At 36.4% G+C, this 26,063-nt stretch carries 27 protein-coding genes and 1 riboswitch; of the genes, 23 read left to right on the plus strand and 4 right to left on the minus strand.

Going from position 1 to position 26,063, the window contains the following annotated elements; all coding sequences use genetic code 11:
• Nucleotides 1–23: 23 nt before the first annotated feature.
• Entirely contained in the window at nt 24–626 is a 603-nt protein-coding gene (locus HZI73_RS13730; protein WP_246552156.1) for a thermonuclease family protein, read from the plus strand.
• A 294-nt stretch (nt 627–920) separates the two neighbouring features.
• Here HZI73_RS13730 and trhA read toward each other — a convergent pair whose 3' ends face one another.
• The gene (gene trhA, locus HZI73_RS13735; RefSeq protein ID WP_212693959.1) at nt 921–1,577 is read right to left on the minus strand and encodes a PAQR family membrane homeostasis protein TrhA; all 657 of its coding nucleotides are present in this window, start codon (nt 1,575–1,577) and stop codon (nt 921–923) included.
• 327 nt (nt 1,578–1,904) lie between these two features.
• Here trhA and HZI73_RS13740 point away from each other — a divergent pair, with 327 nt between their 5' ends.
• Together HZI73_RS13740 and metG are read left to right on the plus strand one after the other, a co-directional pair.
• Nucleotides 1,905–2,705 (plus strand): SDR family oxidoreductase, encoded by an 801-nt coding sequence (locus tag HZI73_RS13740; RefSeq protein WP_212693960.1) that lies wholly within the window; start codon nt 1,905–1,907, stop codon nt 2,703–2,705.
• 464 nt (nt 2,706–3,169) lie between these two features.
• Nucleotides 3,170–4,813: a methionine--tRNA ligase gene (metG, locus tag HZI73_RS13745; protein WP_212693961.1), complete on the plus strand. Its 1,644-nt coding sequence runs from the start codon at nt 3,170–3,172 to the stop codon at nt 4,811–4,813.
• A 2-nt stretch (nt 4,814–4,815) separates the two neighbouring features.
• On the opposite strand, the gene HZI73_RS13750 is transcribed toward metG, so the two are convergent.
• Nucleotides 4,816–5,724: a helix-turn-helix transcriptional regulator gene (locus HZI73_RS13750; RefSeq protein ID WP_212693962.1), complete on the minus strand. Its 909-nt coding sequence runs from the start codon at nt 5,722–5,724 to the stop codon at nt 4,816–4,818.
• Between the two features lie 163 nt (nt 5,725–5,887).
• Here HZI73_RS13750 and HZI73_RS13755 point away from each other — a divergent pair, with 163 nt between their 5' ends.
• Complete coding sequence (locus HZI73_RS13755; protein WP_212693963.1) at nt 5,888–6,976, plus strand: uroporphyrinogen decarboxylase family protein; 1,089 nt, start codon at nt 5,888–5,890, stop codon at nt 6,974–6,976.
• Nucleotides 6,977–7,181: 205 nt separating this feature from the next.
• Entirely contained in the window at nt 7,182–7,823 is a 642-nt protein-coding gene (locus HZI73_RS13760) for a lactate utilization protein (RefSeq protein ID WP_212693964.1), read from the plus strand.
• A 184-nt stretch (nt 7,824–8,007) separates the two neighbouring features.
• On the opposite strand, the gene HZI73_RS13765 is transcribed toward HZI73_RS13760, so the two are convergent.
• Nucleotides 8,008–8,844 carry a DUF2785 domain-containing protein gene (locus HZI73_RS13765; RefSeq protein ID WP_212693965.1) on the minus strand — a complete coding sequence of 279 codons (837 nt, stop codon included), beginning with the start codon at nt 8,842–8,844 and terminating at the stop codon, nt 8,008–8,010.
• Nucleotides 8,845–9,021: 177 nt separating this feature from the next.
• Nucleotides 9,022–9,131: riboswitch (TPP riboswitch) on the plus strand.
• A gap of 196 nt (nt 9,132–9,327) precedes the next feature.
• On the opposite strand from HZI73_RS13765, the gene thiW reads away from it, so the two are divergent.
• The 10 genes from thiW (at nt 9,328) to HZI73_RS13815 (ending at nt 18,201) form a co-directional block, all read left to right on the plus strand.
• Nucleotides 9,328–9,831, plus strand: coding sequence for an energy coupling factor transporter S component ThiW (gene thiW, locus HZI73_RS13770; protein ID WP_212693966.1), 504 nt, complete (start codon nt 9,328–9,330; stop codon nt 9,829–9,831).
• Nucleotides 9,828–10,619 (plus strand): bifunctional hydroxymethylpyrimidine kinase/phosphomethylpyrimidine kinase, encoded by a 792-nt coding sequence (gene thiD / locus HZI73_RS13775; protein WP_212693967.1) that lies wholly within the window; start codon nt 9,828–9,830, stop codon nt 10,617–10,619. Before thiW ends, thiD begins: the two co-directional genes overlap by 4 nt.
• Nucleotides 10,612–11,436: a hydroxyethylthiazole kinase gene (gene thiM / locus HZI73_RS13780; protein ID WP_212693968.1), complete on the plus strand. Its 825-nt coding sequence runs from the start codon at nt 10,612–10,614 to the stop codon at nt 11,434–11,436. The genes thiD and thiM overlap by 8 nt, the downstream gene beginning before the upstream one ends.
• On the plus strand, nt 11,423–13,357 hold the full coding sequence (gene thiC, locus HZI73_RS13785) for a phosphomethylpyrimidine synthase ThiC (RefSeq protein WP_212693969.1): 1,935 nt from the start codon (nt 11,423–11,425) through the stop codon (nt 13,355–13,357). The genes thiM and thiC overlap by 14 nt, the downstream gene beginning before the upstream one ends.
• A 174-nt stretch (nt 13,358–13,531) precedes the next feature.
• Entirely contained in the window at nt 13,532–14,089 is a 558-nt protein-coding gene (locus HZI73_RS13790; RefSeq protein ID WP_212693970.1) for a hypothetical protein, read from the plus strand.
• Nucleotides 14,090–14,327: 238 nt separating this feature from the next.
• Nucleotides 14,328–14,876, plus strand: coding sequence for a GNAT family N-acetyltransferase (locus HZI73_RS13795; protein ID WP_212693971.1), 549 nt, complete (start codon nt 14,328–14,330; stop codon nt 14,874–14,876).
• Between the two features lie 52 nt (nt 14,877–14,928).
• Nucleotides 14,929–15,495: a hypothetical protein gene (locus HZI73_RS13800; protein WP_212693972.1), complete on the plus strand. Its 567-nt coding sequence runs from the start codon at nt 14,929–14,931 to the stop codon at nt 15,493–15,495.
• Nucleotides 15,496–15,500: 5 nt separating this feature from the next.
• Complete coding sequence (locus tag HZI73_RS13805; RefSeq protein ID WP_212693973.1) at nt 15,501–16,499, plus strand: RluA family pseudouridine synthase; 999 nt, start codon at nt 15,501–15,503, stop codon at nt 16,497–16,499.
• 24 nt (nt 16,500–16,523) lie between these two features.
• Nucleotides 16,524–17,660, plus strand: coding sequence for a tRNA epoxyqueuosine(34) reductase QueG (gene queG, locus HZI73_RS13810; RefSeq protein WP_212693974.1), 1,137 nt, complete (start codon nt 16,524–16,526; stop codon nt 17,658–17,660).
• 4 nt (nt 17,661–17,664) lie between these two features.
• Nucleotides 17,665–18,201, plus strand: a complete 537-nt coding sequence (locus HZI73_RS13815) for a Holliday junction resolvase RecU (RefSeq protein ID WP_212693975.1) — start codon at nt 17,665–17,667, stop codon at nt 18,199–18,201.
• 65 nt (nt 18,202–18,266) lie between these two features.
• Here HZI73_RS13815 and HZI73_RS13820 read toward each other — a convergent pair whose 3' ends face one another.
• A complete protein-coding gene (locus HZI73_RS13820) occupies nt 18,267–18,500 on the minus strand; it encodes a hypothetical protein (RefSeq protein WP_212693976.1) in 234 nt (77 codons plus the stop codon).
• Between the two features lie 138 nt (nt 18,501–18,638).
• Between HZI73_RS13820 and HZI73_RS13825 the strand changes: the two genes are divergently transcribed.
• The 8 genes from HZI73_RS13825 to hisC all read left to right on the plus strand — a co-directional run bounded on the left by HZI73_RS13825 (nt 18,639) and on the right by hisC (nt 26,015).
• On the plus strand, nt 18,639–19,598 hold the full coding sequence (locus HZI73_RS13825) for an ATP-binding cassette domain-containing protein (RefSeq protein WP_281418796.1): 960 nt from the start codon (nt 18,639–18,641) through the stop codon (nt 19,596–19,598).
• The gene (locus HZI73_RS13830; protein ID WP_212693977.1) at nt 19,582–20,373 is read left to right on the plus strand and encodes an ABC transporter permease; all 792 of its coding nucleotides are present in this window, start codon (nt 19,582–19,584) and stop codon (nt 20,371–20,373) included. Before HZI73_RS13825 ends, HZI73_RS13830 begins: the two co-directional genes overlap by 17 nt.
• A 58-nt stretch (nt 20,374–20,431) precedes the next feature.
• Nucleotides 20,432–20,896: a LytTR family DNA-binding domain-containing protein gene (locus HZI73_RS13835; RefSeq protein WP_212698806.1), complete on the plus strand. Its 465-nt coding sequence runs from the start codon at nt 20,432–20,434 to the stop codon at nt 20,894–20,896.
• The gene (locus tag HZI73_RS13840; RefSeq protein WP_212693978.1) at nt 20,889–21,347 is read left to right on the plus strand and encodes a hypothetical protein; all 459 of its coding nucleotides are present in this window, start codon (nt 20,889–20,891) and stop codon (nt 21,345–21,347) included. The genes HZI73_RS13835 and HZI73_RS13840 overlap by 8 nt, the downstream gene beginning before the upstream one ends.
• Nucleotides 21,348–21,745: 398 nt before the next feature.
• On the plus strand, nt 21,746–23,017 hold the full coding sequence (hisZ, locus tag HZI73_RS13845; RefSeq protein WP_212693979.1) for an ATP phosphoribosyltransferase regulatory subunit: 1,272 nt from the start codon (nt 21,746–21,748) through the stop codon (nt 23,015–23,017).
• A complete protein-coding gene (hisG, locus tag HZI73_RS13850; protein ID WP_212693980.1) occupies nt 23,014–23,649 on the plus strand; it encodes an ATP phosphoribosyltransferase in 636 nt (211 codons plus the stop codon). Before hisZ ends, hisG begins: the two co-directional genes overlap by 4 nt.
• A gap of 22 nt (nt 23,650–23,671) precedes the next feature.
• On the plus strand, nt 23,672–24,967 hold the full coding sequence (gene hisD / locus HZI73_RS13855) for a histidinol dehydrogenase (RefSeq protein WP_330619516.1): 1,296 nt from the start codon (nt 23,672–23,674) through the stop codon (nt 24,965–24,967).
• A complete protein-coding gene (hisC, locus tag HZI73_RS13860) occupies nt 24,960–26,015 on the plus strand; it encodes a histidinol-phosphate transaminase (protein WP_212693982.1) in 1,056 nt (351 codons plus the stop codon). The genes hisD and hisC overlap by 8 nt, the downstream gene beginning before the upstream one ends.
• Nucleotides 26,016–26,063 lie beyond the last annotated feature (48 nt).

Genomic DNA, 26,063 nt, shown 5'->3' on the forward strand with positions numbered 1-26,063 from the left:
TGTTCATCGGGGGATGTGATGAAGTGAGATTGGGGAAAAAGAAGAAAAAGATTGGTTATAAGGGGATTATGGCCAGTTTAATGGCATTAAGTTTCTTGGTATTTTTTGATATTGATATTAACCATAAGAATGTTAATGTTGCTAAGGAAGTTTTTGAAAGTGCTAGAAGCATCATTCTGAGTATCACAGAAGATACAAAATATGATGTGGGCATTGTAAGTCGTGTGGTTGATGGTGATACCATTGCTGTAACCATTAATGGTAAAGAAGAGAAAGTGCGTTTTATCGGTGTGAATACACCTGAATCTGTAGGACGTTATGCTAATAAGCCTCAGCCATATGGTAAGGAAGCCAGTGCTTATACGAAAGCTCAATTGGATGGGAAAAAGGTTTATCTCCAAAAGGATGTTAGTGATCGTGATAAGTATGGTCGGTTACTGCGTTATGTATGGTTAGGTGAACCGGATAAGAGTAAGTTAGAAGAGCAGATGTTTAATGCGATTTTAATTAAAGAGGGTTATGGGAATGTGATGACTTATCCGCCGGATGTGAAGTATTCTAAGATTTTTGTTAGGTTGGAAGAAGGGGCTAGGGAGAATGATAGGGGGTTGTGGGCGCTAGAATGATATTTAAGTATTATCTGTAGGAAAGTGGAAAACCTTAACGGGTGTTGGGTAGAATGCTGTAGAAAGTGGAACACCGCTAACGGTAATTGAGTAAAACCCTATATCATAATCATATACTCACGTTGCGTTTGTTGCCTTTATTGGTTTAAAAGGAGGGCAACAAGCCGCAAAGGTCGTTTATGATTATGATATAGGGTTATGTTGTTTTTGCCACTTTTTTGCCAGTGAGAAAAACAGGCGATTTAAGACGTTGGATTTGTTCTAGTTACCCTACTTAATTAAGGCAAATCGTTTTTAGAGATTTGATACCATGATGTAGTTGTACATGAGGATGAAATGGCAGATGCTGCCGCCTATGACAAAGAGGTGGAAGAGTTCGTGAAAACCAAAGTTTTTGAACTTGAAGTTAGGCCATTTGAGGCCGTAGATGATGCCGCCTAGTGTATAGATGACGCCGCCGATGAGAAGCCATGTGAAGCCGCCAGAGGGTAGGGCTTCTTTTATTTGCCCGAGTGCTATAACAGCAGTCCAGCCCATAAGGATATAAGTAGCTGCGGCAAGCCAACTTGGTGCGTTGATCCAGAATATCTTTGTGAGCACACCAATAACGGCAATGCACCATATGATTGTGAGAAGTGTATAGCCAAAGCCGTTTCTTAATGGCACAAGACATATGGGTGTGTAGGTTCCAGCGATAAGAACAAAAATCATCATATGATCGATTCTTCTTAAGAGTACACTTAGTGCTTTTGGCTTATCAATGATATGATAAACAGTACTAGCTGTGTAGAGAAGCACAAGACTTATTCCAAATAGGGAAAAGGATAAGGTATGCCATATGGTTGCTGTATAATTGGATTTTACAACCAGTGCAACAACGCCAGCTAGAGCTACAATAGCACCTATGAAGTGTGTAAGGGCGCTTACAGGGTCTTTAATGGTTAGTTTCATGAATATCCTCCTTTTGATGGCACTTAAAAAATATTATATTGGTAAAAATTCACTGGATAGTTTTAAAGTAATGTGTATAATCGTTATATGTAGTTATTAAAACTATGTACAACAATATAAACATCATATCATAGAGCATGAAATCTTTCAAGGGGTGATAACACGATTCTTAAGATAAATTATTCATGATCATTCTATATGATTTTAATGCAATATACTTGTAAAAATTAGCAGGTTAAAATATACTAAAATTATGGCTTATCATATACTAAAAGTAGTTATCAGTGATATGAAAATAATTTTTATTTGATAGTTAGGGGGATGTACATGAATAACCATGTGAAAAATATCGTTATTACAGGTAGTTCTAGAGGCATCGGTTTTGGACTTGCAACTTATTTCTTAGAGCAGGGTATGAACGTTGTGGTTGTAGGGTCAACGGAAGAATCAACAGCTCGTGCCGTTGATAAGCTAGAGAAACGTTTTAATGGGCAGGTATTTGGTGTTGCTTGTCATGTGGCAGACTATGAGCAGGTGAAGCGGCTTGGACGTATGGCGAAAGAACATTTGGGCACCATAGATATATGGATTAATAATGCAGGTGTTACACAGCCTGCTGTGAAACTTCACGAACTTTCTAATAAAGCGGTTAAACATATTATTGATGTGAATGTATACGGTGTTATTAATGGGTCAAAGGTTGCAGTAGAACTCATGTTACATCAAGGGTATGGTTCTATTTACAATATGGAAGGTCTTGGTAGTGATGGTCGTGTTGTTGTAAATTACGGTTACTACGGGACAACCAAACGGATGGTTAGATATTTTACGAAAGTTCTGGCAAAAGAACAAGAAGGTACTGGTCTTCTAATTGGTAGACTAAGCCCAGGTATGGTCATAACCGATCTTTTGTTAAATGACATAGAAAAGTCCTCAAATAAAGAAAAAACAATGAAGATATTTCGTATTCTAGCAGATAGCGTTCAAGATGTAGCCCCTTATTTAGGAAAAAGGATTTTAAAGAATAGGAAGAATGGAAGCTATATTGCATGGCTCACAACACCAAAGATATTTTATCGCTTTATAACTGCTGGTTTTATAAAAAGAGACCCATTTGAAGAAAAGTAGGCTTATGATGTTGTGAATTGGAAACTATGACTATCAAAAAAGCTTGACATCTATGAAATATTGCTTATAATAGAGTATAAATTTATAACCCTTAAAGACGAAGAAAAGAAGAGTAGATAAGGTAGATGGATACAGAGAGCCCTGGAAATAGTTTTCCATATGCTGAGAATGGGTAACATTGAACTTATCGAACATGGTCTTGGAGTTGCGCACCGATACGAATGTTTAGGCTGCGACGGGGTCGCCCGTTATAGCGATAGAGTATAACTGAGGTCATTTCCTGAGCGTACTTGATAAGGTTTGTATTGTGAGATACAAACGAACTGGGGTGGTACCACGATGCCTATTGCCTATATGCACTCGTCCCCGGAATGAATGAATTCCGGGAGGTGAGTGCTTTTTTAATGTTTTTTTTTACGAGTATCATATAAACTTATTAAAAAATTAAGAAAAGAGGTAGGCATATGCATGTATTAATTGGAGGCGCATGGGTATATGCTAATGGCTCAATACACGTTGGCCATGTAGCAGCCCTTATAGCAGGAGATGTTATCGCACGTTATTATCGACAAAAAGGTGATCAGGTGTGTTACGTGTCAGGGAGTGACTGTCATGGGACACCTATTACATTAAAGGCAAAGGAAGAAAATAAATCACCAGAAGACATTGCAGAGTATTATCATAGGGAGTTTGTTACATGTTTTAATGGATTAGGATTTTCCTATGATCACTATGGAAAAACAACCAGTCAAAACCATAAAACATTTGTTTCAGATTTCCATAAAACGCTATATAAAAATAAAGAAGCCATTATTGAAAAAGAGGTTGAGCAAGCTTATTGTGAAGATTGCCATAAGTTTTTACCCGATCGCTATGTAGAAGGCAAATGTCCTATATGTGGAGAAGACACCCGAGGTGATCAATGTGACGCATGTGGAAGCGTGATAGAACCCGAGAGCCTTCAGGAGGCGTCATGTGCAATCTGTGGTAAAAGGATATCCCTCAAGAAAACCAATCATCTGTACTTGAAATTATCCCATGATGAACAACAGTTAAGAGAACTGGTAAATAAGAAGGGGCATTATTGGCGTGATAACGCTGTATCATTTACCAATAGATATTTGAATGAAGGATTAAGAGATAGAGCATTAACAAGGGATATTAGTTGGGGTATTCATGTACCAAGACAAGGTTACGAAGAAAAGAGAATCTATATATGGGCAGAAAATATTTTAGGTTATCTATCTGCCACATGGGCTATGGATCAAGGCAAAACATTTGAACAGTATTGGAAGAATGATAGTGCTAGGCATTACTATATTCATGGGAAAGATAATATACCTTTTCATTCCATTATTTTACCAGGTTTACTATTAGCTCAGGGTGAAGCCTATCATTTACCAGATTATATCATTTCCAGTGAATATTTAACATTGGAACATCGTAAAATATCAACCAGTAAAAACTATGCTGTATGGGTGAAAGATTTGTTAGAACGATACGACCCTGATTCTATTCGGTATTTTCTCATCACAAATGCGCCGGAAAAAAGAGATACGGATTTTTCTTTTAGAGAATTCATTAAACGGCATAACGGTGAATTATTAGGAGCCTATGGGAATTTTGTTCATCGTTCCTTGGTCTTTATTGTTAAGTATTTTGATGCTTGTGTACCAAGAGGTGAAATGGATCAACAGATTAATGATGATCTAAAAGGTCTCTATAACCAAGTAAGTGCGCTTATAGAAAATGGTTGCATGAAAGAGAGTTTGGATACCCTCTTTTCTTACATCAGAAAAGCAAATAAGTATTTTGACGACAAGAAGCCATGGGAGACAAGAACCCTGAATGTAAGGGCATGCCAAGAAACATTATATAATTGTGTGCAAATCATTGCTAATCTTGCTACCTTATTACAACCATTTATACCTTTTTCATCAGATAAGGTTCTAAGCATCTTTCAACTAAACAGTCGTTGGGAAATGAAAACCGTTGAAGGGGGTTACCCCATTGAAGAGCCAGAAATATTATTTGAAAGGATAGATAAGAAAGTCATTGAACAAGAAAATCAAAGATTAGGTATAAAGAGTCAAAAAAGCAGCAGTTAACACTAAAACAGATGCTGATTATATGCTCTGTATTTTCCCGGTGTCATGTGTTCGTTTTTCTTAAACAAGGTATAAAAATAAGTTTCATTTTTAAAGCCACAAGACCAAGCAACATCAAAGATGGGGTTATTTGTGGTCATGAGCATCTTCTTTGCATGAAATAACCGAATTTGAATCAGGTAATCAATAGGGCTTTTACCAACTATTTTCTTGAATTGACGACAGAAAAAGTCTGGATTATAACCTGCAATTTCAGCTAATTCCTTGAGTTCAATTTTACGATGAAAATGCTGGTCCATAAATTGTTTTGCATGAAATATACCTTTATATTTATGCTCTAAGGAATAATGGGTGCTTAAGCTATTTACAGACTTTTTCATTTCTTTATTAATGGTATATAAGATATTGTAGAGAATGGCTTTTGCATAAAATTGAAAATCTTTTTTCTGCCGAATATAATGATCTAAACATGTATTAAAAAGCCTTTTGAAATAGTCCAGATCATGAATTTTTATTCGAGAGGGTAACTGTTCTAATAATTGAAAATGATTACCTCTTTTATCTATATGATTCAGAAAATCATCTGTAGCATTTTGGTAGAAGGGTTGTTCATATTCTTGAACAAAAGATGTATCATATACACTATCAAAGATGATATAGTTACAACCATAGGCAGATACACCTTGTACAATCATACCTGGTTTTCTAATAAACAAATCGCCTATATGAATCGTTTGCGTATCACCATCGGTAATCATATAGCCTTCATCAACGGTATTCATAAGCTCGAACTCATACCAGCGAACAACCCTTTTACCATATTGGGTTCCTTTTGGAGGACAGGTATGCATATCCAATAGACCACTGACAATGACATAAGGATTAAAGTGAGCGTAGCCCTCTTGAGTCATGGTAAAACACCCTTTCTCTTAAAAATGTAATGGATAATAGATGTCAATATAATTTAGTTTCTAATCAAGATTGTTTATTATATTCTCTAATATAAGGATATATAATAGGGACATATATGTCAATATAATTAATTAATTAATGAAGAGTAGGAGTGTTACATATATGACAGGAAAAGAGCGTATTCTTAAGATTCTTAATCATGAGCCAGTGGATAGAATTGGATTTTATGAACACTTTTGGGGTGATACGAGAGGTAAGTGGATTTCCGAGGGTCACATTAAGGAAGATGAGAGTGTAGAAGATCATTTTAATTTTGATATCCAGCGTTGTTGGGCATTTAATTTGGTGGCCAATCTTGACTTTGAACCTGAAGTCATAGAAGAGACAGAAGAGACAAGATTAATCAAAGATGGTAATGGGGCTATTTTAAGAAGGCATAAATTGCATGATTCTACGCCAGAGCATGTAGACTTTACCGTAAGAGACAGAGCTACCTGGGAAGAACATGCCAAACCTTATCTTATAGAAGTGGATGAACGAAGAATTAATTTTGAGGCTTATAGAAGAGCAAGAGAAGAAGCCAAAAAAGCAGGAAGGTTTTTTGTGTGGGCTGGTATTAATGTTTTTGAACTAATGCATAATGTATGTGGGCATGAATATTTACTTATGGGTATGGCACTTGATCCTGACTGGGTAAAAGATATGGTTAAAACCTACAGCGAGCTTACAGTCCAATTACAGAAAGTTTTATTTGAAAAAGAAGGCTATCCAGATGGTGTATTCTATTATGAAGATATGGGATTCAAAGAAAAACCATTTTTCTCAATGAACATGTATAAAAGCATTATTCAATCAGGTCACATCTATACCATTGATTATGCTCATAGTCAGAATCTACCTGTCATTATGCACTCATGCGGCTATGTTGAACCTCTTCTCCCAGGGATGATTGAAGCAGGGATTGACTGCCTACAGGTTATAGAAGTTAAGGCTGGAATGGATCTTCTAAAACTGTATGATACTTATGGCGATCAGATTGCATTTATGGGTGGTATTGATGTAAGGACGCTTTATACAAATGACAAAAAAGTCATTGATAAAGAGCTAGAAACCAAAATTCCTAAACTCATTGAAAAGTTTGCTTATGTCCTTCACAGCGACCATTCTATTCCTGATACGGTAGACTATGAAACTTTCAGATACTATATTAAGAAAGCATTAGATTTGGGAACGTACAAACAGACTGTTTAGTAATCCAATACAGTATTTTTTTACAATAAAGACGTTCTGCTTTTCAAGTTTTTCAATCTGTATAAGGAACCATAAGGTAATAAACCTTATGGTTCCTTATACAGCATATAGTTGATTTTAATGTAAAATCATAGTATAATATTTCATATATTATACTATGGTTTCGTATAGTGAAACTTATTATGTGTTGTGAAAAGGAGAGCTCATGACAAATAAATACGTAAAATGGAAAAATAAATTAAAAGCTAAGAAAATGGTTGAGATACTAAATAGTAAGGGTTATGACGCTGTTTACGCTCAAGATTTAGATGAGGCAAAAGCATGTATATTAAACTACATTGAAAAAGGAGCTTCTATTGCATTGGGAGGTTCAGAAACATTAAATGCAATGGGGTTAGTGGAACACTTTTCAAATGGTGAATACCAATTATTTAAACGGTATAGCCAGCCAAACTGGCAAGAGACGGTTAATGTATATCGTCAATCCATGTTAGCAGATTATTTGGTAACCGGTTGCAATGCAATAACCAGAAATGGCGAACTTGTCAATAGAGATAGTTCAGGCAATCGGGCAGCAGGTATTGTATTTGGTCCTAAACATGTGGTGATGGCGGTAGGCGTTAACAAGTTTGTGGATACCTTGGACGATGCTTTTAAACGATTACGAGACATTGCACCCATGAATTGTGAGCGGGTTGGCCATGAGACACCATGTAGAGAAACTGGTGAATGCTCAGACTGTCAGATACAGGCAAGAATGTGTAACTACACAACAATCGTACATAACGGAAGAAAATTTGAGAATCATTATTTTATTGTAGTGATTCCAGAACATGTGGGATTCTAATATACATAAAATATCATCCTAAAAGAGTAGTAACTATATATTTAATTTTATCTCGTAAAATATTAAGGATTATTTATAGGCAAAACAGCGTATAGATAATCCTAATTTAAACTAATTTCATGCATTATTGTTTACTTATCAATACTTGGTTTTAATAAAAGTAATGTATAAGCAAATTCATTCACTATACGATATATGGGTTAATAGAGAAGATGACTTTTTCTATTTCTTTGCAGAGTTTTACTCGATTTTTGTGAGACAGTCGAAAGTACAAACTCATAAGGAAGTTCTTTCGATTCACACATAGTTTGTACCGATCTAAATAATCTTTAGCTAATGTTATGGTTTCAAAACTACTTATCCATTGAATGAGATCAGCTTCACAAATAATATCTCTTTCAATAATATTAACGACTACCGTGGTGAAGCGATCATCCTCATTATTAATAAACACAAGCTTATTATGACATACCAGGCGTTTCGTTAAGTCTAAGGATTCTTTTAATTGTATACCACCAATGGAGGAACATTCCATTAAATAATCAAATGTCAAAGCCCAATGTCCAGTAGCATCTGCCCATCCTTTTACAGGATCATATCCACGTGTATCTTTTTCATTCTCTATGTAGTTGACCAATGACGTATACACATGAATGACAAGTTCTTGACTTAATAATTGCTGATTATGTGTTAAATGATAATTCAAAATACCACCAATAATAAGTACGGTAAAAGACCGGTTAAAGACACCGTCATTCTCAGCTAAACCATGTTCATAAAAAAGATGGTCTTTACTTAAACATAAATCCAGTAGCGCAATTAATTGTTTATTCGTTAATGCCTTACGTTCAATGATTGTTAAGAGGCACGGTAAAATAAGATGGTCCCTTAATTCTGGATCAGTTGACCCAATATGCTTCATTATATGAAGTACAAAGGTATTGGGATCCATATTATCCAGTAAAGTCCATTCTCTTAATTTCATTTGCTGTAACAGTTCTTTTAAAGTTGTTTCATTCATTTTAACCCTCCTAATCACATTATCGTAATATCATTATACTTTATGAACCTTGACAACGTCCTGTCAGGGTAATACGAATACAATAATCATGTTATAAAATGGTAAAAACGGATGAGTAAATATGTCTTGATTAATCAAGTAAACTATGCTATGATGATAGCGATACAATAATTGCATATTTTTTGCTAGGGGTGCTGGTGTTGCCAGCTGAGATTAAGAACCATATTCTTTGACCCTATAAACCTGATCTGGTTAATACCAGCGGAGGGAAGCTTATAACATATACTTGATGATATTAAGGCAATCCTTTCGGATTGCTTTTTCTATTGGAAAAGTTCTCCTACATGTCATGTTGTTATCAAAAGAAGTGACGAGCACATCCAATCATCCATTTTACATAGCCTATAAGTTTTCCACCTGTAAGGTATGCGCAGAAGGTGACTACCTTGATTTTTGGTGCAAAAAACAGAAAGGATGAATCTCATGAAACTTAATACGCATAAACTCGCTTTAACAGGTATTTTAGTAGCCTTAGGTGTCATTTTAAGTCCTTATCATGTTCCCATTGGGCTTACAAAATGTTATCCATGGCAACATTTAATTAATGTGATATCAGCTATTCTTTTAGGACCAGTGTACGCTGTTGGTCAAGCGTTTACCGTATCCCTGCTACGTAATCTCCTTGGTATGGGTACGTTGTTTGCTTTTCCTGGCAGTCTATTTGGTGCACTTCTTGCTAGTTTACTCTACATGCGATATGGCAAAACCTATTTAGCCGCTTTAGGTGAATGCATTGGAACCGGTGTTATAGGAGCGATGGTTGCTACTCCTGTAGCGAATCTCTTCATGGGAAAAGAAGCAACTCTATTTGCTTTTATTATACCCTTTATGATCAGTTCTTTTGTAGGAGCAGTATTAGCTGTATGCATATTCCAATTAACGGGTATCAAAAGAATTGTTTTGGCGAAAGAGAGATACTTATCATGAAAACAGCTTTAACAATAGCTGGTTCTGATAGTAGTGGAGGTGCAGGGATACAGGGAGACTTAAAAACTTTTGCAGCCCATGGTGTGTACGGTATGAGTGTGATTACAGCTATTACGGCACAAAATACAGTACGCGTGTCTCATATTCAAGGGCTTGACCCTTTGACCATAGAGAAACAGATTGATGCTATTTTTAGTGACATTCAGGTAGGCAGCGTCAAAATAGGTATGCTATATAATAAGCGTATCGTTCATGCAGTGTTAAATACTTTAAAAAAGTATACCATGCCTCCTATTGTGTTAGACCCTGTTATGGTATCGACCACTGGCAGAATCCTCTTAAAAGGCGATGCAATCACCATGATGGTTGAAGAGCTTTTTCCCATATGCCATATGATTACACCCAATATATTAGAAGCTGAACTCATCACCAAGATGCCTATTAAGAACATAGACGATATGAAAAAAGCTTGTATACGCTTACACAAACAGGGGCCAAAGAATGTCTTGGTGAAAGGTGGTCACTTGAAAGATACAGCCACGGACATTTATTATAATGGTTATGATTTTATAAGCTATGAACATGAACGTATCCCTAATACGAACACCCATGGTACAGGGTGTGCTTTATCTTCTGCTATAGCAGCTAACTGGAGTATAGGGTATCCTTCACATGTGGCTATTCAACGAGCTAAAAGCTACATCAGCAAAGCCATTCAAGGTGGTTTTTCAATAGGCAGTGGAGATGGACCCATTAAGCATTTTCCGAAAGGAGTATATAATGAATAATACCGATCAAGAAATCTATAAAAAAATCTATGAAAGTACAGAAAAACCGCTTATTCACTATATCACCAATTATGTGACAGTGAATGATATGGCAAATATGACGCTAGCTTTTGGGGGAAGTCCCATTATGGCTGAAGCTGTGGAAGAGCTAGAAGAGATTACTAGGCAGTGCCAGTGTTTAGTCATTAACATTGGGACCATTACTTCAGATAAAGTAACTGCTATACATGATGCCATTGCCATTGCCAATAGGCATCATATACCTGTTATCATTGACCCTGTAGGTGTAGCGGCAACCTCCTACCGTAAAAAGATGATTATGGATATATTAGAAACATTTCATGTGGATATTATTAAAGGTAATGGCTCAGAAATAAAAGCGATACTTGGATTGACAACACAAGCAAAAGGGGTAGATGGTGAAGCATTAGAACAAACAGAATTAACTGACATTGGTGTGGCAGTAGCCAAGAGATACAATGCTGTTGTAGCCATAACGGGAAAAGACGACATGGTATGTTCTGCTTCAAAAGTGGCAATCGTTAAGGGAGATACGCCCAGATTAACAGAGATCACTGGAACAGGGTGCATGATATCCACACTGATAAGTGTTGCTTATGCCCGTTGTAAAGACCCATTTGCCAGCAGTGTCTACGGCATGTTGGCTATGCATACAGCGGCATCAGATGTGGAAGAGCTTCTAGACGTCAATCAAGGAATTGGTTCATACAAAGTCATGTTGTTTGATGCCATCTATAAAAGAAGACATACAAATCTATTAGATGGAGGAGGGGTTGTGTATCATGACATTCAATAAGGATATCTATCTGGTGACACAAGACGGGTTAACATATGATGAACTTATTTATAAAACGGAACTTGCTATTAAACATGGTGCAACCATTCTGCAATATCGGTGTAAAAGTACTGACAAAAAGAAACTCATGAAAGAAGCACGCGCATTGAAAGCAATATGCGCTCATCATGGTGTGACCTTTATTATTAATGATCATGTGGAAATAGCTGTAGAGCTTGGGGCAGATGGGGTACATTTAGGGCAGCATGATACAAATCTATCATCTGCAAGAGCTCTATTGGGAGATAACGCTATTATTGGCATAACAGCTAAGACTGTGGATCAAGCAAGAAACGCCCAGCAGCATGGTGCAGATTACTTAGGCGTAGGGGCTTTGTTTCCAACGACAACAAAAGTAAATGCTATACCTATGTCCATGGACACGTTGCATGCTATTAGAAAAGAAGTGCCTATACCCCTTGTAGGTATTGGTGGTATCTCCTCATCTAATTTAACAGATGACATCATCAGAAACGTGGATGCTATAGCTGTTGTGTCAGAGATTTATAACGCTGCTCATATACCTCATGCTATGAATAACTTGATAAAAGCTTATAGGAAGGAACGGATAATCATGGAATATACAACACAAATGGATGCGGCAAAAAAAGGCATCATCACAAAAGAAATGAAACTTGTAGCCAAAAAAGAAAACATGGACCCACGGGTACTCATGGGAAGAATTGCTAAAGGAACAGTGGTTATACCGGCTAATAAAAATCATACAAATATTGACCCAGAAGGTGTGGGTGAAGGCTTAAGAACAAAAATAAACGTGAATCTAGGTATATCCAAAGACAGTTATGACTTAGAGCGGGAATATGACAAAGTACGAACCGCTATTGCCATGAAAGTTGAATCCATTATGGACTTAAGTAATTATGGGAAAACCATAGCGTTTCGTAAGAAGCTCATTGATATGTCACCAGCGATGATTGGTACCGTACCTGTCTATGATGCTCTAGGCTTTTATGAAAAAGAATTAAAGGATATATCCGCTAATGAATTTTTAGAAGTTGTTGAACAGCATGGTAAAGACGGTGTGGATTTTGTGACCATACATGCAGGCATTAATGAAGAGACAGCCAATACTTTTAGACGCAATCCACGCTTAATGAACTTGGTTTCCAGAGGTGGCTCTCTCATGTTTGCTTGGATGCAATTAAATGGGCAGGAAAATCCATTCTATGAGCATTATGACGCATTACTTGACATATGTGCCAAGTATGACATCACCATTAGTCTTGGGGATGCATGTCGTCCTGGTGCCATTGCAGATTCCACCGATGCAAGTCAGATTAAAGAATTAATCGTACTTGGGGAACTTACTAAGCGAGCTTGGGCAAAGAATGTACAAGTGATGATTGAAGGTCCAGGTCATATGGCAATTGATGAAATTGAAGCTAACATGCTCTTAGAAAAGAAGTTATGCCATGGTGCGCCTTTCTATGTTCTTGGTCCTTTAGTTACAGATATAGCCCCAGGTTATGACCATATAACTGGTGCAATAGGTGGTGCTATAGCAGCATCAAGTGGTGCAGATTTCTTATGTTATGTAACGCCAGCTGAGCATTTGCGACTACCCACATTAGAAGACATGAAAGAAGGTATTATCGCAACCAGGATTGCAGCACATGCAGGAGATATAGCAAAAAAAATACCTAAAGCACGTGAATGGGATAACCGTATGAGTTATGCTAGACAGCAGCTAGATTGGGATAAAATGCTTAACTTAGCCATCGATCCAGAGAAGGCTAGAGCCTATCGAGAAAGTTCCAAACCAGAGGATGAAAAAACATGTACCATGTGTGGGAAAATGTGTGCTGTTCGAAATCTGAACAAAGTATTAAATGGTGAAGACATTAATATATTAAGGGACTAAATAAAAATACTTTACAATTTAAAAAAATATGGTATAATGTGTAACGTAATTAAATCATGTCATATGGTGAGGGTCATATGTAATCTACTTGTTTAAAGTAAATTTAATTATGAAGCTGCAAAGCAGTATGCGGAGGATACCTCTGCAAAATACATAAATAAGGGAGAAATTTATATGAAAAAAGTATTCGTAATGATGGTCATGCTATGTGTACTCTTAGCAAGCGTAGGTTGTGCAAAAAAAACAGAAAGTGGCGGACCAAAGACTGCCATTTCAGGATTTTTAGATGGTATTATTGCCAGTGATTATAAAAAGGCAGCAGAGTACGCTGAAGATGCCAGTGAGCTTCCATCAGAAGAAGATGTAGACCCTATTGCAACAGAGATCTTTAGTAAAATCAGCTATGAAATTACAGATGTAAAAGAAGATGGCGATAAAGCTACTGTGAAGCTAAAGGTGAAGCATCCTGATTTTAATAACATTATGGAAATTGCACAAAGCAAAATGATGGAATTAACCGCAAAAGCATTAGAATCAGCAGCAGATAGTGAAGAAAAGGATCCAGAAGCGCAACAAGAAGAAATAACCAAAATGGTAACGGATCTTTTGACAGAAGAAATGGGCAAGGAAGAAAACATTAAAGAAACAGAAGCTGAGCTCATTGCTGTTAAAATTGATGGTAAGTGGAAAGTTTCTAAAGAATCAAAAACTGAAAGCTTATTTGGACTATAATAAATAAAAGATTGAGAGGCTACCCTCACATATCATCATTGATTAAAGCCCTCAAAATAGATGATTAAATGTATCAGCCCCCTAAATGTAATGATTTAGAGGGGCTGTTTCCATGATTTTTAATAGCTAACCCTTCATCATGAGATATTTAGAAAAAATAGCATAAGTGACGTTCAATATGCAACCCTAAGCGTATAATAATATAAGGGAATTATCACACTAGGGGGAGTAGCTTTTCATGTTTGAATATAAAATTAACAAAGATTTATCCCTACGATTAGTCCATGTTTTGGATTCAGAAGAGGTCTATCAATTAATTGATGAGTCAAGAGCACATCTGAAAAAATGGCTCACTTGGGTGGATTTAATAAAAAGCGTAAGGGATTGTCGATACTCAGCATTAAAAGCTATGGATCAGTATGCCGAAAACAATGGCTTTCAGTGCAATATAATATATAGTGGTAAAATTGTTGGTCGTATTGGTCTACATGGTATTAATTGGGGAGATAAGTCCACTTCAATTGGTTATTGGTTAGGCAAAAAATATGTGGGAAGAGGGATTATGACCACATGTTGTGATGGCTTATTAAAACTTGTTTTCAACCAGCTAAAGCTTAATAAAGTCTATATCTACGTGGATGAAAAAAATACGAAAAGTCGAGCAATTCCTAAACGACTGAACTTCAAAGAAGTAAGCATTAAAAACAATGCTCAGATTTTTACAGGCAGTTATGTGAAGCACGTACGTTATATCATGACCCGAGAAAGATATTTTCAACCCTATTAAACTATGATATAATTTATAAAGTATAGTTTACGAAAGAAAGGATTGCAGGCGTATGCGACAGCCAAAAGGAGAATATGGCTATATCCGTTCACAGAGAAAAATGTATGGTATGTTATCAGCTATCAGTTTTATGGTCATTGCTATTGTATTAATCGTTGACAGGTATCTGTTGGAAGGAAATGTCCTGTTATTGTTGAGTGTCTTGTTGGTATTACCAGCAGCTCAGTTTCTTGTGAAGTATATTCTATACCGTCAATTCAAAGATGGCAATGAAATATTTTATAAACGTTTGGAAGCAGTCAGCCAACAGTTGGTATGTTTAGCAAGCCTAGCCATTGTAAGAGGTAAGCAAACGTTATTCTACGAAGCAGCCGTTATGAGTGATCGTGAATTGGTTTTGCTAATCGATAGGAAAAAAGAACGTAAAGATGTGTTATCCTATAAAGAATATATTGAAAAACTCATTGTTCCCAAAGGATTTTCAGTAAAAGTTAGTGTCTATAATGATGAAGAAGCCATGTATCAATATGTAAACGATAAGCTTGTAAGAACGCTTAAAAACGTGCATACAGATACACAAGTTGATCTAGCTCACTTATTATTGGGACAATCTGTTTAGAGGTTATGATGAAAGAAATAATCGTTAATAAAGATGAAAGTAATCAAAGAGCCGATAAATACCTAATGAAGTATTTTAGTAAAGCATCTAAAGGCTTTATTTATAAAATGTTGCGAAAAAAAAGAATTAAGCTCAATGGAAAACGTATCCAAGGTCATGAAATATTACAAAAAAATGATGGTATCCAACTGTTTATGGCAGAAGAAACCATTGAAAAATTTAGTTTACATGCTCACGTTCCCACACCCAACATGCCCATAACATTTAAGGTGTTATATGAAGATGAGCATATCCTTGTTTGTCATAAACCTGCTGGCCTTTTATCCCAACCTGACCAAGGCGGAGAACGGTCATTAGTGGATGAGATTACATCTTATCTCATACAAAAAGGTGACTATGACCCAAACGTTACAAAAGGGTTTCGGCCAGGTATTTGCAACCGTTTAGATCGTAATACAAGCGGTATTGTGTTAAGTGGTAAAAATCTACAAGCCCTACAAGCCCTTAATGGACTTATTGCCCATAAAAAAATAGATAAACATTATCAATGTATTGTTTCTGGTTTTGTTTCTAAGAAAAACAGCATTGAAGGTTATTTAAATAAAGACAATCAACATAATCGGGTACACGTCACCAAAGACCAAAACCTTGGTCACTACATTCAAACAATTTACCAACCACTGACGGATAATAAAGCATATTCTTTGTTAGATGTGCAAATTATTACGGGTAAATCCCATCAAATTCGTGCACACCTAAGCAGTATAGGACATCCGCTTATTGGTGATTATAAATATGGAAAGAAAAACATAAATGACCGGTTTAAAAAGGAATATGGCTTGAAGCATCATTTATTGCATGCTTATCGCATTGTTTTTCATGTGGACAGTGGTATACTGTCTTATTTGGATGGAAAAGAGATGATGGACCCTGTTGATGACACATTCAAAGCAATAGCCAATGAGTTATTTGGCACAAATAGAGAAAGCAAAAAACGTCGTTAATGCAATGATAGGAAGTGTACACAAATGGAAAATGGTAAAGCTTTGCAAGAAGCGTTAATTGCATATAGTCAGGATATAGGGGTAGATGCTATAGGGTTTTGCACAGCAGCCCCCTTTTTTGAAATAGAGGACTGTCTTTACCACAGAGAAGCACAAGGGTATATGTGTGATCTGGAGTCAAAGGATTATAAACGAAAAATATATCCTCAGCAAACCATGAAAAATGCCAAATCTTTTCTGGTTATATTAGAGGCTTATGACGTACACAACAAGAACCATGATCATGAAGATGATAAGTTAAGAGGTCATATTAGCATGACTGCTGTTTCTAAGGACTATCATAATATCCTTATGGAAAAACTAGAAAAATTGGCAGTTTTTTTGAAAAGCAAAGTACCTTGTGAAACTATGGCTTTTGTGGATATAAGCCCATTTTCTGACCGAGCCATAGCTTGTCGAGCAGGTTTGGGTTTTATCGGTAAGAATGCCATGCTCATTCATAAATCCTATGGGTCAAAAGTGTTTATTGGGTATGTTTTAACGGATTATGCTTTATGTAAGGAAGATTGTAAAGGTACCATAGATTGTGGTACTTGCCATAAGTGTGTAGAGGCTTGCCCAACCCAAGCCATTGTAGGTGATAAAAATGTAAATTGTAATAAGTGCTTGTCTTACTTAACACAACATAAAGGCCATATAGCCGCTGAAGTAAAAAACAAGATGGGTAAGCAGATATATGGCTGTGATGTATGCCAGATAGTATGTCCATATAACAAAGTGCGTAATAAGGTACTGGAACCGATTATAACACCTTATCCAGAACATGAATCGTTACTTTCTATATCGAATAAAGTATTTAAGGATACTTATGGGAAAACCGCATCTGGATGGCGAGGTAAGAAAATCTTACAGCGCAATAGCATTATAGCATTAGGTAATAGTAGTAACAAAGAAGCCCTTCATATACTTGAAAAAATAATGGATGATCCAAGGGCGGATATAAGAAAAGAAATAATCGATGCCATATGGCGCTTAGGATTCAGCGATGGCATAAGCTTATTGAATAAGATGAAAACCTGTGAAAAGGACATAACTTTATTAAAGGACATGGAAAAAGCTATAGCAGGGCTACAAGAAAAACATAGATTTATGGAGGGGTGAGAAGATGGCATATTGGCAGACCCGTGGTTTGAGAGGGAGCACTTTAGAGGAATTAATTAATTATACAAACGAAAAGTATCGTGACAAGGGATTAGGACTGATACAAAAAATACCTACCCCTATTAAGCCCATTAAGATTGATCAAAAAAGCAGGCATATATCCTTGGCTTATTTTGAACAGAAGAGTACAGTGGATTATATTGGTGTTGTGCAAGGCATTAGTATTTGTTTTGATGCGAAAGAGACCACGAAAGAACTACTGCCCCTATGTAATATTCATGAACATCAGATGATGTTTATGGAGGATTTTGAAAAACAGGGTGGTATTGCCTTTATTCTTGTTTATTTTTCCAAATATAATGAATACTATTATCTTCCTTATACATTTATTAAAGACTATTGGGATAAGGCTAAGTTAGGGGGACGTAAATCCATACCCTATAAAGATATGAACCCACAATATCAAATAGCCACAAAAGATGGTGTGTATCTTCATTTTTTAGAACAACTACAATATTATTTGTCTACGTTGGATGAATAAGCCACAATCAATAATCTTCGAAAACATGTTTCCAGCTATTTTCACTTATTCATTCATCTTTTCTACTACAATCTAATAGTCATCATTGCATCCATACCAAGGGCTTTTTTAATAAATTCTATTTCTACTTGTGATGCAAAATTGATCTTCCCTTCAGTCATCTTATTAACCTTCTCTGGATAACGGATATCCAGAGTCTTTATATTATCAAAAGTAGCGAATCCTTCATCAAGTGATTCTTTGATTATCTCTTCGGCAATAGCCTTCTTGTCTTGCCTATGAATACCTCTTAATAGCAATAATTGACCTCTTGCCTACATTGCATTTACATACCAAAATGGTGATCATATAATGGAGCTTGTAGTCGTGAATGAATTTCACAACAAGTTATGGTGAATCAACCCATAGTTATAGAGTAATTAGGAGATGGTTAAAAGTTGAATGGAAATGTAATGATTGAGATATCAAATTTATGTAAATCCTTTAATGAAGTTGAAGTATTGAAAGGCATAGATCTGAAAGTGGAAAAAGGAAGTATTTTTGCATTGCTAGGTTCAAATGGTGCTGGTAAAACAACCATGATAAAAATTTTGTCCACATTGCTGAAACCAGATGGTGGTACAGTGAAACTTGCAGGTATAGATGTGGCTAAAAAACCCAGTGAAGTGAAGAAGCATATTGCTTTAACCGGACAGTATGCTGCAGTTGATGAAATACTAACCGGTAGAGAGAACCTAGACATGATAGGTAAACTTCTAGATATTGATAATCGAAAAGAAAAAGTCGAGATGCTTCTAATGAAATTCAAGTTGTTGGAAGATGCTAATCGACGAGTGTCAACATACTCTGGTGGTATGAAAAGAAAAATTGATATAGCTATGAGCTTAATAGGAAGGCCAAGTGTTATCTTTTTAGATGAACCTACAACAGGGTTGGACCCTATGAGTAGAAAGTCCATGTGGAAAATGATTAAGGAATTATCTGAAACAGGCATCACCATATTTCTGACAACCCAGTACCTGGATGAGGCTGAATATTTAGCTGATAAAATTGCCATAGTCAATGGAGGGGTAATCATTGCAGAAGGCACCAATGATGAACTAAAGGATATTATTGCAAGTAATATCATCAAATTGTCATTTGGGTCAGAGGAAGACACCTATAAAGCTCAATTGATATTGAAGGACTATCATCCGGTAATGGATGTCAATAGTTGCGAGTTAAAGATAGAGACCCATGAATCTATGGTTCAAGTGTTTGAAGTTTTTGATGTATTAAAAAACCACCATATTAAGATTAAAAACTTTGAGAAGAAAAAAGCATCCTTGGAAGAGGTATTTTTGAAAGTGATTAGTGAAGACAGTGAAAGGGAGGCTTGCAATGCAATCGGTGATTAAAAGGAATTTGAAGCAAATACAGGTTATGGTAAAGAGAGATTTATTACACTTGATTCGTAACTCAGAAGCCTTGATGATGATAATTTTCCTACCTATTATGGTAACAGCGGTATTTGTATATATTTTTGGTGGAGCATTAGGCCCTGGTGGAGACAGAATAGAATATCTAAGATATGTATTGCCTGGAATCCTGGTTATGCAGCCTGCTGTCGTTGCATATATGACAGGCGTTAGTGTTAACAATGATATGTCAAAGGGGATAATCGACAGGTTCAGAACCATGGATATAAGTCAGTCTTCCGTTTTATCGGGGCATATTATTGCATCTTTGGTCCGTAATCTTATGGGGGCAATTATCGTTATACTTTTCGCATATGCCATCGGATTTAGAACAGATATATCAATTCTTCATTGGTTTGCCACAGCTGCTATGACGATGCTATATATTTTGATGATATCCATGATATCCATGATGATTGGATTGCTTGGCAGTAATGTTGAATCAGTAGGTGGCATGATGATGTTTGTGCAGTTTATGCCTTATGTGAGTTCAGCTCTTATTCCTACCGAAACCATGCCAAAGGTATTAAGATACTTTGCTGACCATCAGCCAATTACTCACGTCATCAACACGATTAGAGGGTTGATGCTTGGTACAGAAATTGGTAGCGATTTGATTAGCGCCATCATATGGTGTATAGGAATCATATTGATTTGCTTCATCATATCTAAGTATACGTATGAACATAAGACCTCTAAACCAGTGTCTTCATAACCCAATATCGGTTATATGATATAATAGAATATACAAGGAGCTATGGAGTGTGAAACAGATGAAAATAAGAATTGAAGTGGATACTAAAACAAATGAAACGGAAGTGATTATCAGGTGTAGCGAGGTCAATAATAAAATACTTAAATTAGAGTCTCGCCTATCCCAACTGATAACCCCAAAAACCCAGATTATCTTTTATAAGAACGAACAGGAATATTACATATCGCCAAGTGATATACTGTTTTTCGAGACGAATACAAATGGGGTGACTGCCCATACTGTTAATGAAATATATGACGTAAAATTCAAGCTTTATGAGTTAGAAAAAATTCTACCGGATGCGTTTGTTCGGGTATCAAAATCCACCATAGCGAATAGTAATAAAGTGTATTCCATATTGCGCAATATAACATCTGCAAGTAGGGTTGAATTTCTGAATACACATAAAAAAATATATGTTTCAAGAAAGTATTACAAGGAGTTAAGAGCAAAACTATTGGAAAAGAGGAATAGATATGAGTAAGAAGATTTTAAAAGTCATCATGTCAATATTTTTTGGTACACTTGGTATCACCATGATCTTTAGCAAAATTTTTCACAGCCAGCAAAAGAAAGAATCTGACCAATTGGATATTGAGGATGAAGGTCATGTGAAGTTTAACATTCTCCTGGGTGGAGGTGCTAAATACATCACGACGCAAAAATTTGAGCAAGCTAATTTAAAATGTAGATTTGGTGGAATGGAAGTGTACTTTGACAACGCCTCTTTGTGTGAAGGCAAAGGAATTATTAAAATTGACGCCTCTTTCAGTGGCGTGGAACTCTATATGCCTAAGGATTGGACCGTTGTAAATGATCTTAGGGTGGGCATGGGGGCAGTTGAATTTAAGAATGGTGCTCAACCAGACCCTGACAAGATTGTAACCTTAGTTGGCAATGTAAGTTTAGGGGCAGTTGAAATTCATTATGTATAATATAATGAAAAAACATCTGATTTTACATCCAATGTAGTATATGACATTGGGTACCTAATAATAATGGCCATGTCATCAATAAAGACAGGTTTGATTGTACCCATCAAACCCTGTCTTTTTGCGTGTACCCATATGTTATACTATACACATTATAACTAAGCCATAGGGTCTCGTATATAATTTATAATATAGTCTAAAATATTACCAATTTATATGTTGACAATACGTCCTTTATAACATATAATATTACAATGATTCGTTTTAACGAATTAGCAATTTACCATGCTAAAGCGAATGAGATATGAGTTTGTCTCTGACAGCATACTGAATGCTATGCTGATTGTAGACAAAGTTCATTTAGAGATAGATAACCTCATGAATAAAGAAAGGATATAATAATGATGATTGATCGTCTATTACATACACCGGAGGGTGTGCGCGATTTTAACAGAAATGAAACATCAAGGAAAAAAGAGTTGAAAGATAGAATAGGTAGCGTATTCCATCGTTACGGCTTTAGAGATATAGAAACACCTACATTTGAATACTATGACGTATTTAATCATGAAAGAGGTACTGTGGATATTCAGTTAATGTACAAGTTCTTTGATCGTGATGGCAATATATTGGCTTTAAGGCCAGATATAACACCATCTATTGCCAGGTATGTAGCAACCCATTATAAACATGATTGTGACCCATTACGTCTGTGTTATATGGGGAATACATATCGAAACAATGTAAGTTATCAAGGTAAAGCTAGAGAAGTTACCCAAGCTGGCGTTGAATTTATTGGCAATGCCAGTATTGATGCAGATGCTGAAGTGATTGCACTGATTATTAACAGTTTAAGTATGGCAGGCTTAAAAGAATTTCAGATTGATCTTGGGCAAGCAGGTTTTTTCAAAGGTTTAGCAGAAGAAGCAGGCTTAGATCAAAAAGCTGAAGAAGAGCTTAGAACCCTAATTGATGAAAAAAACTTTATTGCAGTAGAAAATTTATTAAATGAATGTCGGATGACCGATGATCTTAAAGAAGTTTTCTTGGATTTACCTAAATTATTTGGATCAGTTGATGTCATCGACAAAGCCAGACAGCTGACACAAAATAAAATTGCCACTTCCGCATTGGACCGTTTAGAAATGGTATATGGTATTCTCTGCGATTATGGCGTTGAAGATTATGTATCTTTTGATCTTGGATTAGTGAGCCATCTTAACTATTATACAGGTATTATTTTTAGAGGTTACACGTATGGTACCGGTGTTTCCATTGTGGATGGAGGACGATATGATACCTTGTTGAAGCAATTTGGAAAAGATGTACCCGCCATTGGTTTTGCAATTGTGGTGGATGAATTGCTATTGGCTATGGAAAGACAACAAATAGACTTACCCACATTTACTATTGATACATTGGTACTCTATAGTCAGGAGACAAGAAAAGAAGCCATTCAGTTATCAGAAGAATTTCGTTCAAAAGGTATGCATGTAGAAACGGGTCTATTGGGCGAATCCTTAGAAGCAAATATAGCATATGGTAAGAAACAAGGTGTTGGAGGTATCATGGCTTTTAAATCTAAAGAACAGGTTTTACTTATTAATTTAGAAAACATGGAGCAAACAGAAGTAGCTGTAAGTGAATTATTTGATCGAGGTGACCTATCATGAGATATTTAACTTTTGCCCTAGCCAAAGGAAGATTAGCCAAAAAGGCATTAGCACTATTAGAACAAATTGGTATCACATGTGATGAGATGAAAAGTGATACAAGAAAATTGATTTTTACCAATGAGGAACTAAAATGTCGGTTCTTTTTAGCCAAAGCCAGTGATGTACCTACTTATGTGGAGTACGGGGCAGCAGACATTGGTGTTGTGGGAAAAGACACCATACTTGAAGAGAAAAAGAATCTTTATGAAGTCTTAGATTTGGGCTTCGGGAAATGTAGAATGATTGTAGCTGGACCAAAAGAAATGAAAGATGTATTGGAACAAGGTGGTGCTATACGTGTTGCTACTAAGTATCCCAATATAGCTAAAGATTACTTCTATAATCATAAAAGTCAAAAAGCAGAAATCATTAAACTTAATGGCTCTATTGAGTTAGCACCTCTGGTAGGGCTTTCTGAAGTCATTGTGGACATCGTTGAAACAGGCACAACCTTAAAGGACAATGGACTTGTTGTATTAGAAGAAATATGCCCATTATCTGCTCGCATGGTGGTTAACCGTGTGAGTATGAAAATGGAAAATGAACGTATTAGTCAAATGATAAAAGGTTTACGCGAACTGACAAAATAAGCGTTGTTAGGAGGTAATGCGGTTGAAATATATACGTTATAACAGTTGTTCAGATAATGAACTACAGGAATTATTGCAAGATCGAGCACCAGATCAGTATCAAGAGTATAACAAGACAGTACTTGACATCATTGATAACGTGAAAATAAATGGCGATAATGCCGTATGTCAATACACAGAAAAATTTGATGGTGCCATCATTGATTCTAACACACTACAAGTGACGCAAGATGAAATAGATAGTGCTTATACACAGATAGATGAAGAACTTGTTGGTATTATAAGAAAAGCTAAGGTAAGAATTGAAGCCTATCATACCAAACAGAAACAACAGAGTTGGTTTGATAGTTGTGAAACAGGGAGTATTATGGGACAAAAAATAACGCCCATCGATGTAGTAGGTGTCTATGTACCTGGTGGAAAAGCTGTTTACCCATCATCTGTTATCATGAACATTATACCTGCAAAAGTAGCAGGTGTTGAGACCATCACCATGACCACACCACCGGATAAAAACGGTTTGGTTAATCCCCTAACCTTGGTTGCTGCTCGTGAATGTGGTGTAGATGCCATATATAAAGTGGGAGGAGCTCAAGCTATAGCAGCTTTAGCTTTTGGGACAGAAACCATTCCTCAAGTAGATAAAATCGTAGGACCAGGCAATATATTTGTGGCTTTGGCTAAAAAAGCTGTTTATGGGCATGTGAGCATAGACTCTGTGGCTGGTCCCAGTGAGGTCCTTGTCATTGCAGATGAAACAGCCAATGCTAAATATGTAGCGGCTGATCTGTTATCACAGGCTGAGCATGATGAATTAGCATCTTCCGTATTGATTACCAATAGTGAGGTGTTGGTAGAAGCCGTACAGAAGGAAATAGAGCGACAAACCGATTACCTAAGTAGACAAACAATCATTAACAAGTCTTTAGATGATTATGGAGCGATTATTCTTGTGAATAATATGGAGGAAGCCATCTACTTAAGTAACAGGATTGCCCCAGAACATCTGGAAATATGTACAAAAGAACCCTTTATGCTTTTACCCAAAATTAAGCATGCAGGGGCTATCTTCTTAGGGGCATATAGTCCAGAACCCCTTGGCGACTATATGGCTGGACCCAACCATGTGTTGCCAACGAACGGAACAGCCAAATTCTTTTCCCCTCTAAGTGTGGATGATTTTATTAAGAAATCCAGTATTATTTCTTTTTCAAGAGAAGCACTCTCTACGTTAGAAAACGATATTGTCAAATTTGCAGAAGCAGAGGAGTTAACAGCTCATGCCAATGCTATAAAGGTGAGATTTGAAAATGATTAAAACATATATGAGAAAAGATTTACAAAACTACAGTCCCTATCACGCGCCGGAAAAACCCTATGAGGTGAAGCTGGATGCTAATGAAAATCCTTATACACATGATCCTGAAGTGATTCAGGCTATGAAAGATTGGATTGAGGATTGCGAACATATGCGTCGTTACCCAGATACAGATTGTCATAGATTAAAAGAGGCTATTGCTGAGTTTTGGAAAGTGGGTAAAGATGAAGTCATCTGTGGTGTAGGCTCTGATCAACTCATTGAGAGTATTGCCAAGGTTTTTATTGAACCTGGTGATAAGGTGCTTATGCCAGCACCATCTTTTAGTATGTATAAGTTAGCAACAACGTTAAACCGGGGTATAGCTGTTGAATTTTCATTAGATGACGATTATCAGTATCCCATTGATACAATTATTCAGACTTATCAGGAGATCCAGCCAAAATGTGTGTTTCTATGTACGCCTAATAATCCCACAGGTTCATCTCTAGCCATAAAGGATATAGAAAAATTGCTTCAAGTGATGACATGTCCTGTTGTTATTGATGAAGCTTATGGGGAATTTGTGGATAGAACCATGATTGATCAGATAGACAAATACCCAAATATCATCGTCCTAAGAACATTTTCAAAAGCCTATGGTTGTGCAGGTCTTCGTGTAGGCTATGGCATTGGGTCAAAAGAAATGATTGAAGCCTTACACCTTGTTTTACCGCCTTATCACTTAAATGCTTTCAGCCAATATATGGCGAAGACTATTCTTGAAAAATATGGGCATTATAAAGACAATGTAAAAGCCATTGTTAAAGAACGAGAAGCATTAATTACAGCATTATCGACTATTGATTATGTGTGTAAAGTCTATCCCTCTGATGCCAATTACATTTTAATTAGCGTATCAAGGGACGATATTGTGAAGCAATTAGAGGAACGAAAGGTTTTAGTTAGAGGTTATGGTGCTACTGGTGCATTAGCGAATTGCTTACGTATTACAGTAGGTACGGAGAAGGAAAATAAAAAACTAATTGAAGTCATGAAAACCATATAAATAATGGATTTAACTATAATCTTGTTCATGGTTAAGTGGTTATAAACA

This window comes from Vallitalea pronyensis (assembly GCF_018141445.1).
Taxonomy (GTDB): domain Bacteria; phylum Bacillota; class Clostridia; order Lachnospirales; family Vallitaleaceae; genus Vallitalea; species Vallitalea pronyensis.

Excerpts from the sequence above, each read along its gene's own strand:
- thiW (WP_212693966.1), top strand. The coding sequence starts at position 9,328 with ATGAAACTTAATACGCATAAACTCGCTTTAACAGGTATTTTAGTAGCC.
- HZI73_RS13805 (WP_212693973.1), top strand. The coding sequence starts at position 15,501 with ATGATGAAAGAAATAATCGTTAATAAAGATGAAAGTAATCAAAGAGCC.
- hisC (WP_212693982.1), top strand. The coding sequence starts at position 24,960 with ATGATTAAAACATATATGAGAAAAGATTTACAAAACTACAGTCCCTAT.
- HZI73_RS13835 (WP_212698806.1), top strand. The coding sequence starts at position 20,432 with ATGAAAATAAGAATTGAAGTGGATACTAAAACAAATGAAACGGAAGTG.
- thiD (WP_212693967.1), top strand. The coding sequence starts at position 9,828 with ATGAAAACAGCTTTAACAATAGCTGGTTCTGATAGTAGTGGAGGTGCA.
- HZI73_RS13800 (WP_212693972.1), top strand. The coding sequence starts at position 14,929 with ATGCGACAGCCAAAAGGAGAATATGGCTATATCCGTTCACAGAGAAAA.
- thiM (WP_212693968.1), top strand. The coding sequence starts at position 10,612 with ATGAATAATACCGATCAAGAAATCTATAAAAAAATCTATGAAAGTACA.
- HZI73_RS13740 (WP_212693960.1), top strand. The coding sequence starts at position 1,905 with ATGAATAACCATGTGAAAAATATCGTTATTACAGGTAGTTCTAGAGGC.
- HZI73_RS13755 (WP_212693963.1), top strand. The coding sequence starts at position 5,888 with ATGACAGGAAAAGAGCGTATTCTTAAGATTCTTAATCATGAGCCAGTG.
- HZI73_RS13765 (WP_212693965.1), bottom strand. The coding sequence starts at position 8,844 with ATGAATGAAACAACTTTAAAAGAACTGTTACAGCAAATGAAATTAAGA.
- hisZ (WP_212693979.1), top strand. The coding sequence starts at position 21,746 with ATGATGATTGATCGTCTATTACATACACCGGAGGGTGTGCGCGATTTT.
- HZI73_RS13840 (WP_212693978.1), top strand. The coding sequence starts at position 20,889 with ATGAGTAAGAAGATTTTAAAAGTCATCATGTCAATATTTTTTGGTACA.
- thiC (WP_212693969.1), top strand. The coding sequence starts at position 11,423 with ATGACATTCAATAAGGATATCTATCTGGTGACACAAGACGGGTTAACA.
- HZI73_RS13790 (WP_212693970.1), top strand. The coding sequence starts at position 13,532 with ATGAAAAAAGTATTCGTAATGATGGTCATGCTATGTGTACTCTTAGCA.
- HZI73_RS13815 (WP_212693975.1), top strand. The coding sequence starts at position 17,665 with ATGGCATATTGGCAGACCCGTGGTTTGAGAGGGAGCACTTTAGAGGAA.
- queG (WP_212693974.1), top strand. The coding sequence starts at position 16,524 with ATGGAAAATGGTAAAGCTTTGCAAGAAGCGTTAATTGCATATAGTCAG.
- HZI73_RS13750 (WP_212693962.1), bottom strand. The coding sequence starts at position 5,724 with ATGACTCAAGAGGGCTACGCTCACTTTAATCCTTATGTCATTGTCAGT.
- trhA (WP_212693959.1), bottom strand. The coding sequence starts at position 1,577 with ATGAAACTAACCATTAAAGACCCTGTAAGCGCCCTTACACACTTCATA.
- HZI73_RS13760 (WP_212693964.1), top strand. The coding sequence starts at position 7,182 with ATGACAAATAAATACGTAAAATGGAAAAATAAATTAAAAGCTAAGAAA.
- metG (WP_212693961.1), top strand. The coding sequence starts at position 3,170 with ATGCATGTATTAATTGGAGGCGCATGGGTATATGCTAATGGCTCAATA.
- HZI73_RS13795 (WP_212693971.1), top strand. The coding sequence starts at position 14,328 with ATGTTTGAATATAAAATTAACAAAGATTTATCCCTACGATTAGTCCAT.
- HZI73_RS13830 (WP_212693977.1), top strand. The coding sequence starts at position 19,582 with ATGCAATCGGTGATTAAAAGGAATTTGAAGCAAATACAGGTTATGGTA.
- hisG (WP_212693980.1), top strand. The coding sequence starts at position 23,014 with ATGAGATATTTAACTTTTGCCCTAGCCAAAGGAAGATTAGCCAAAAAG.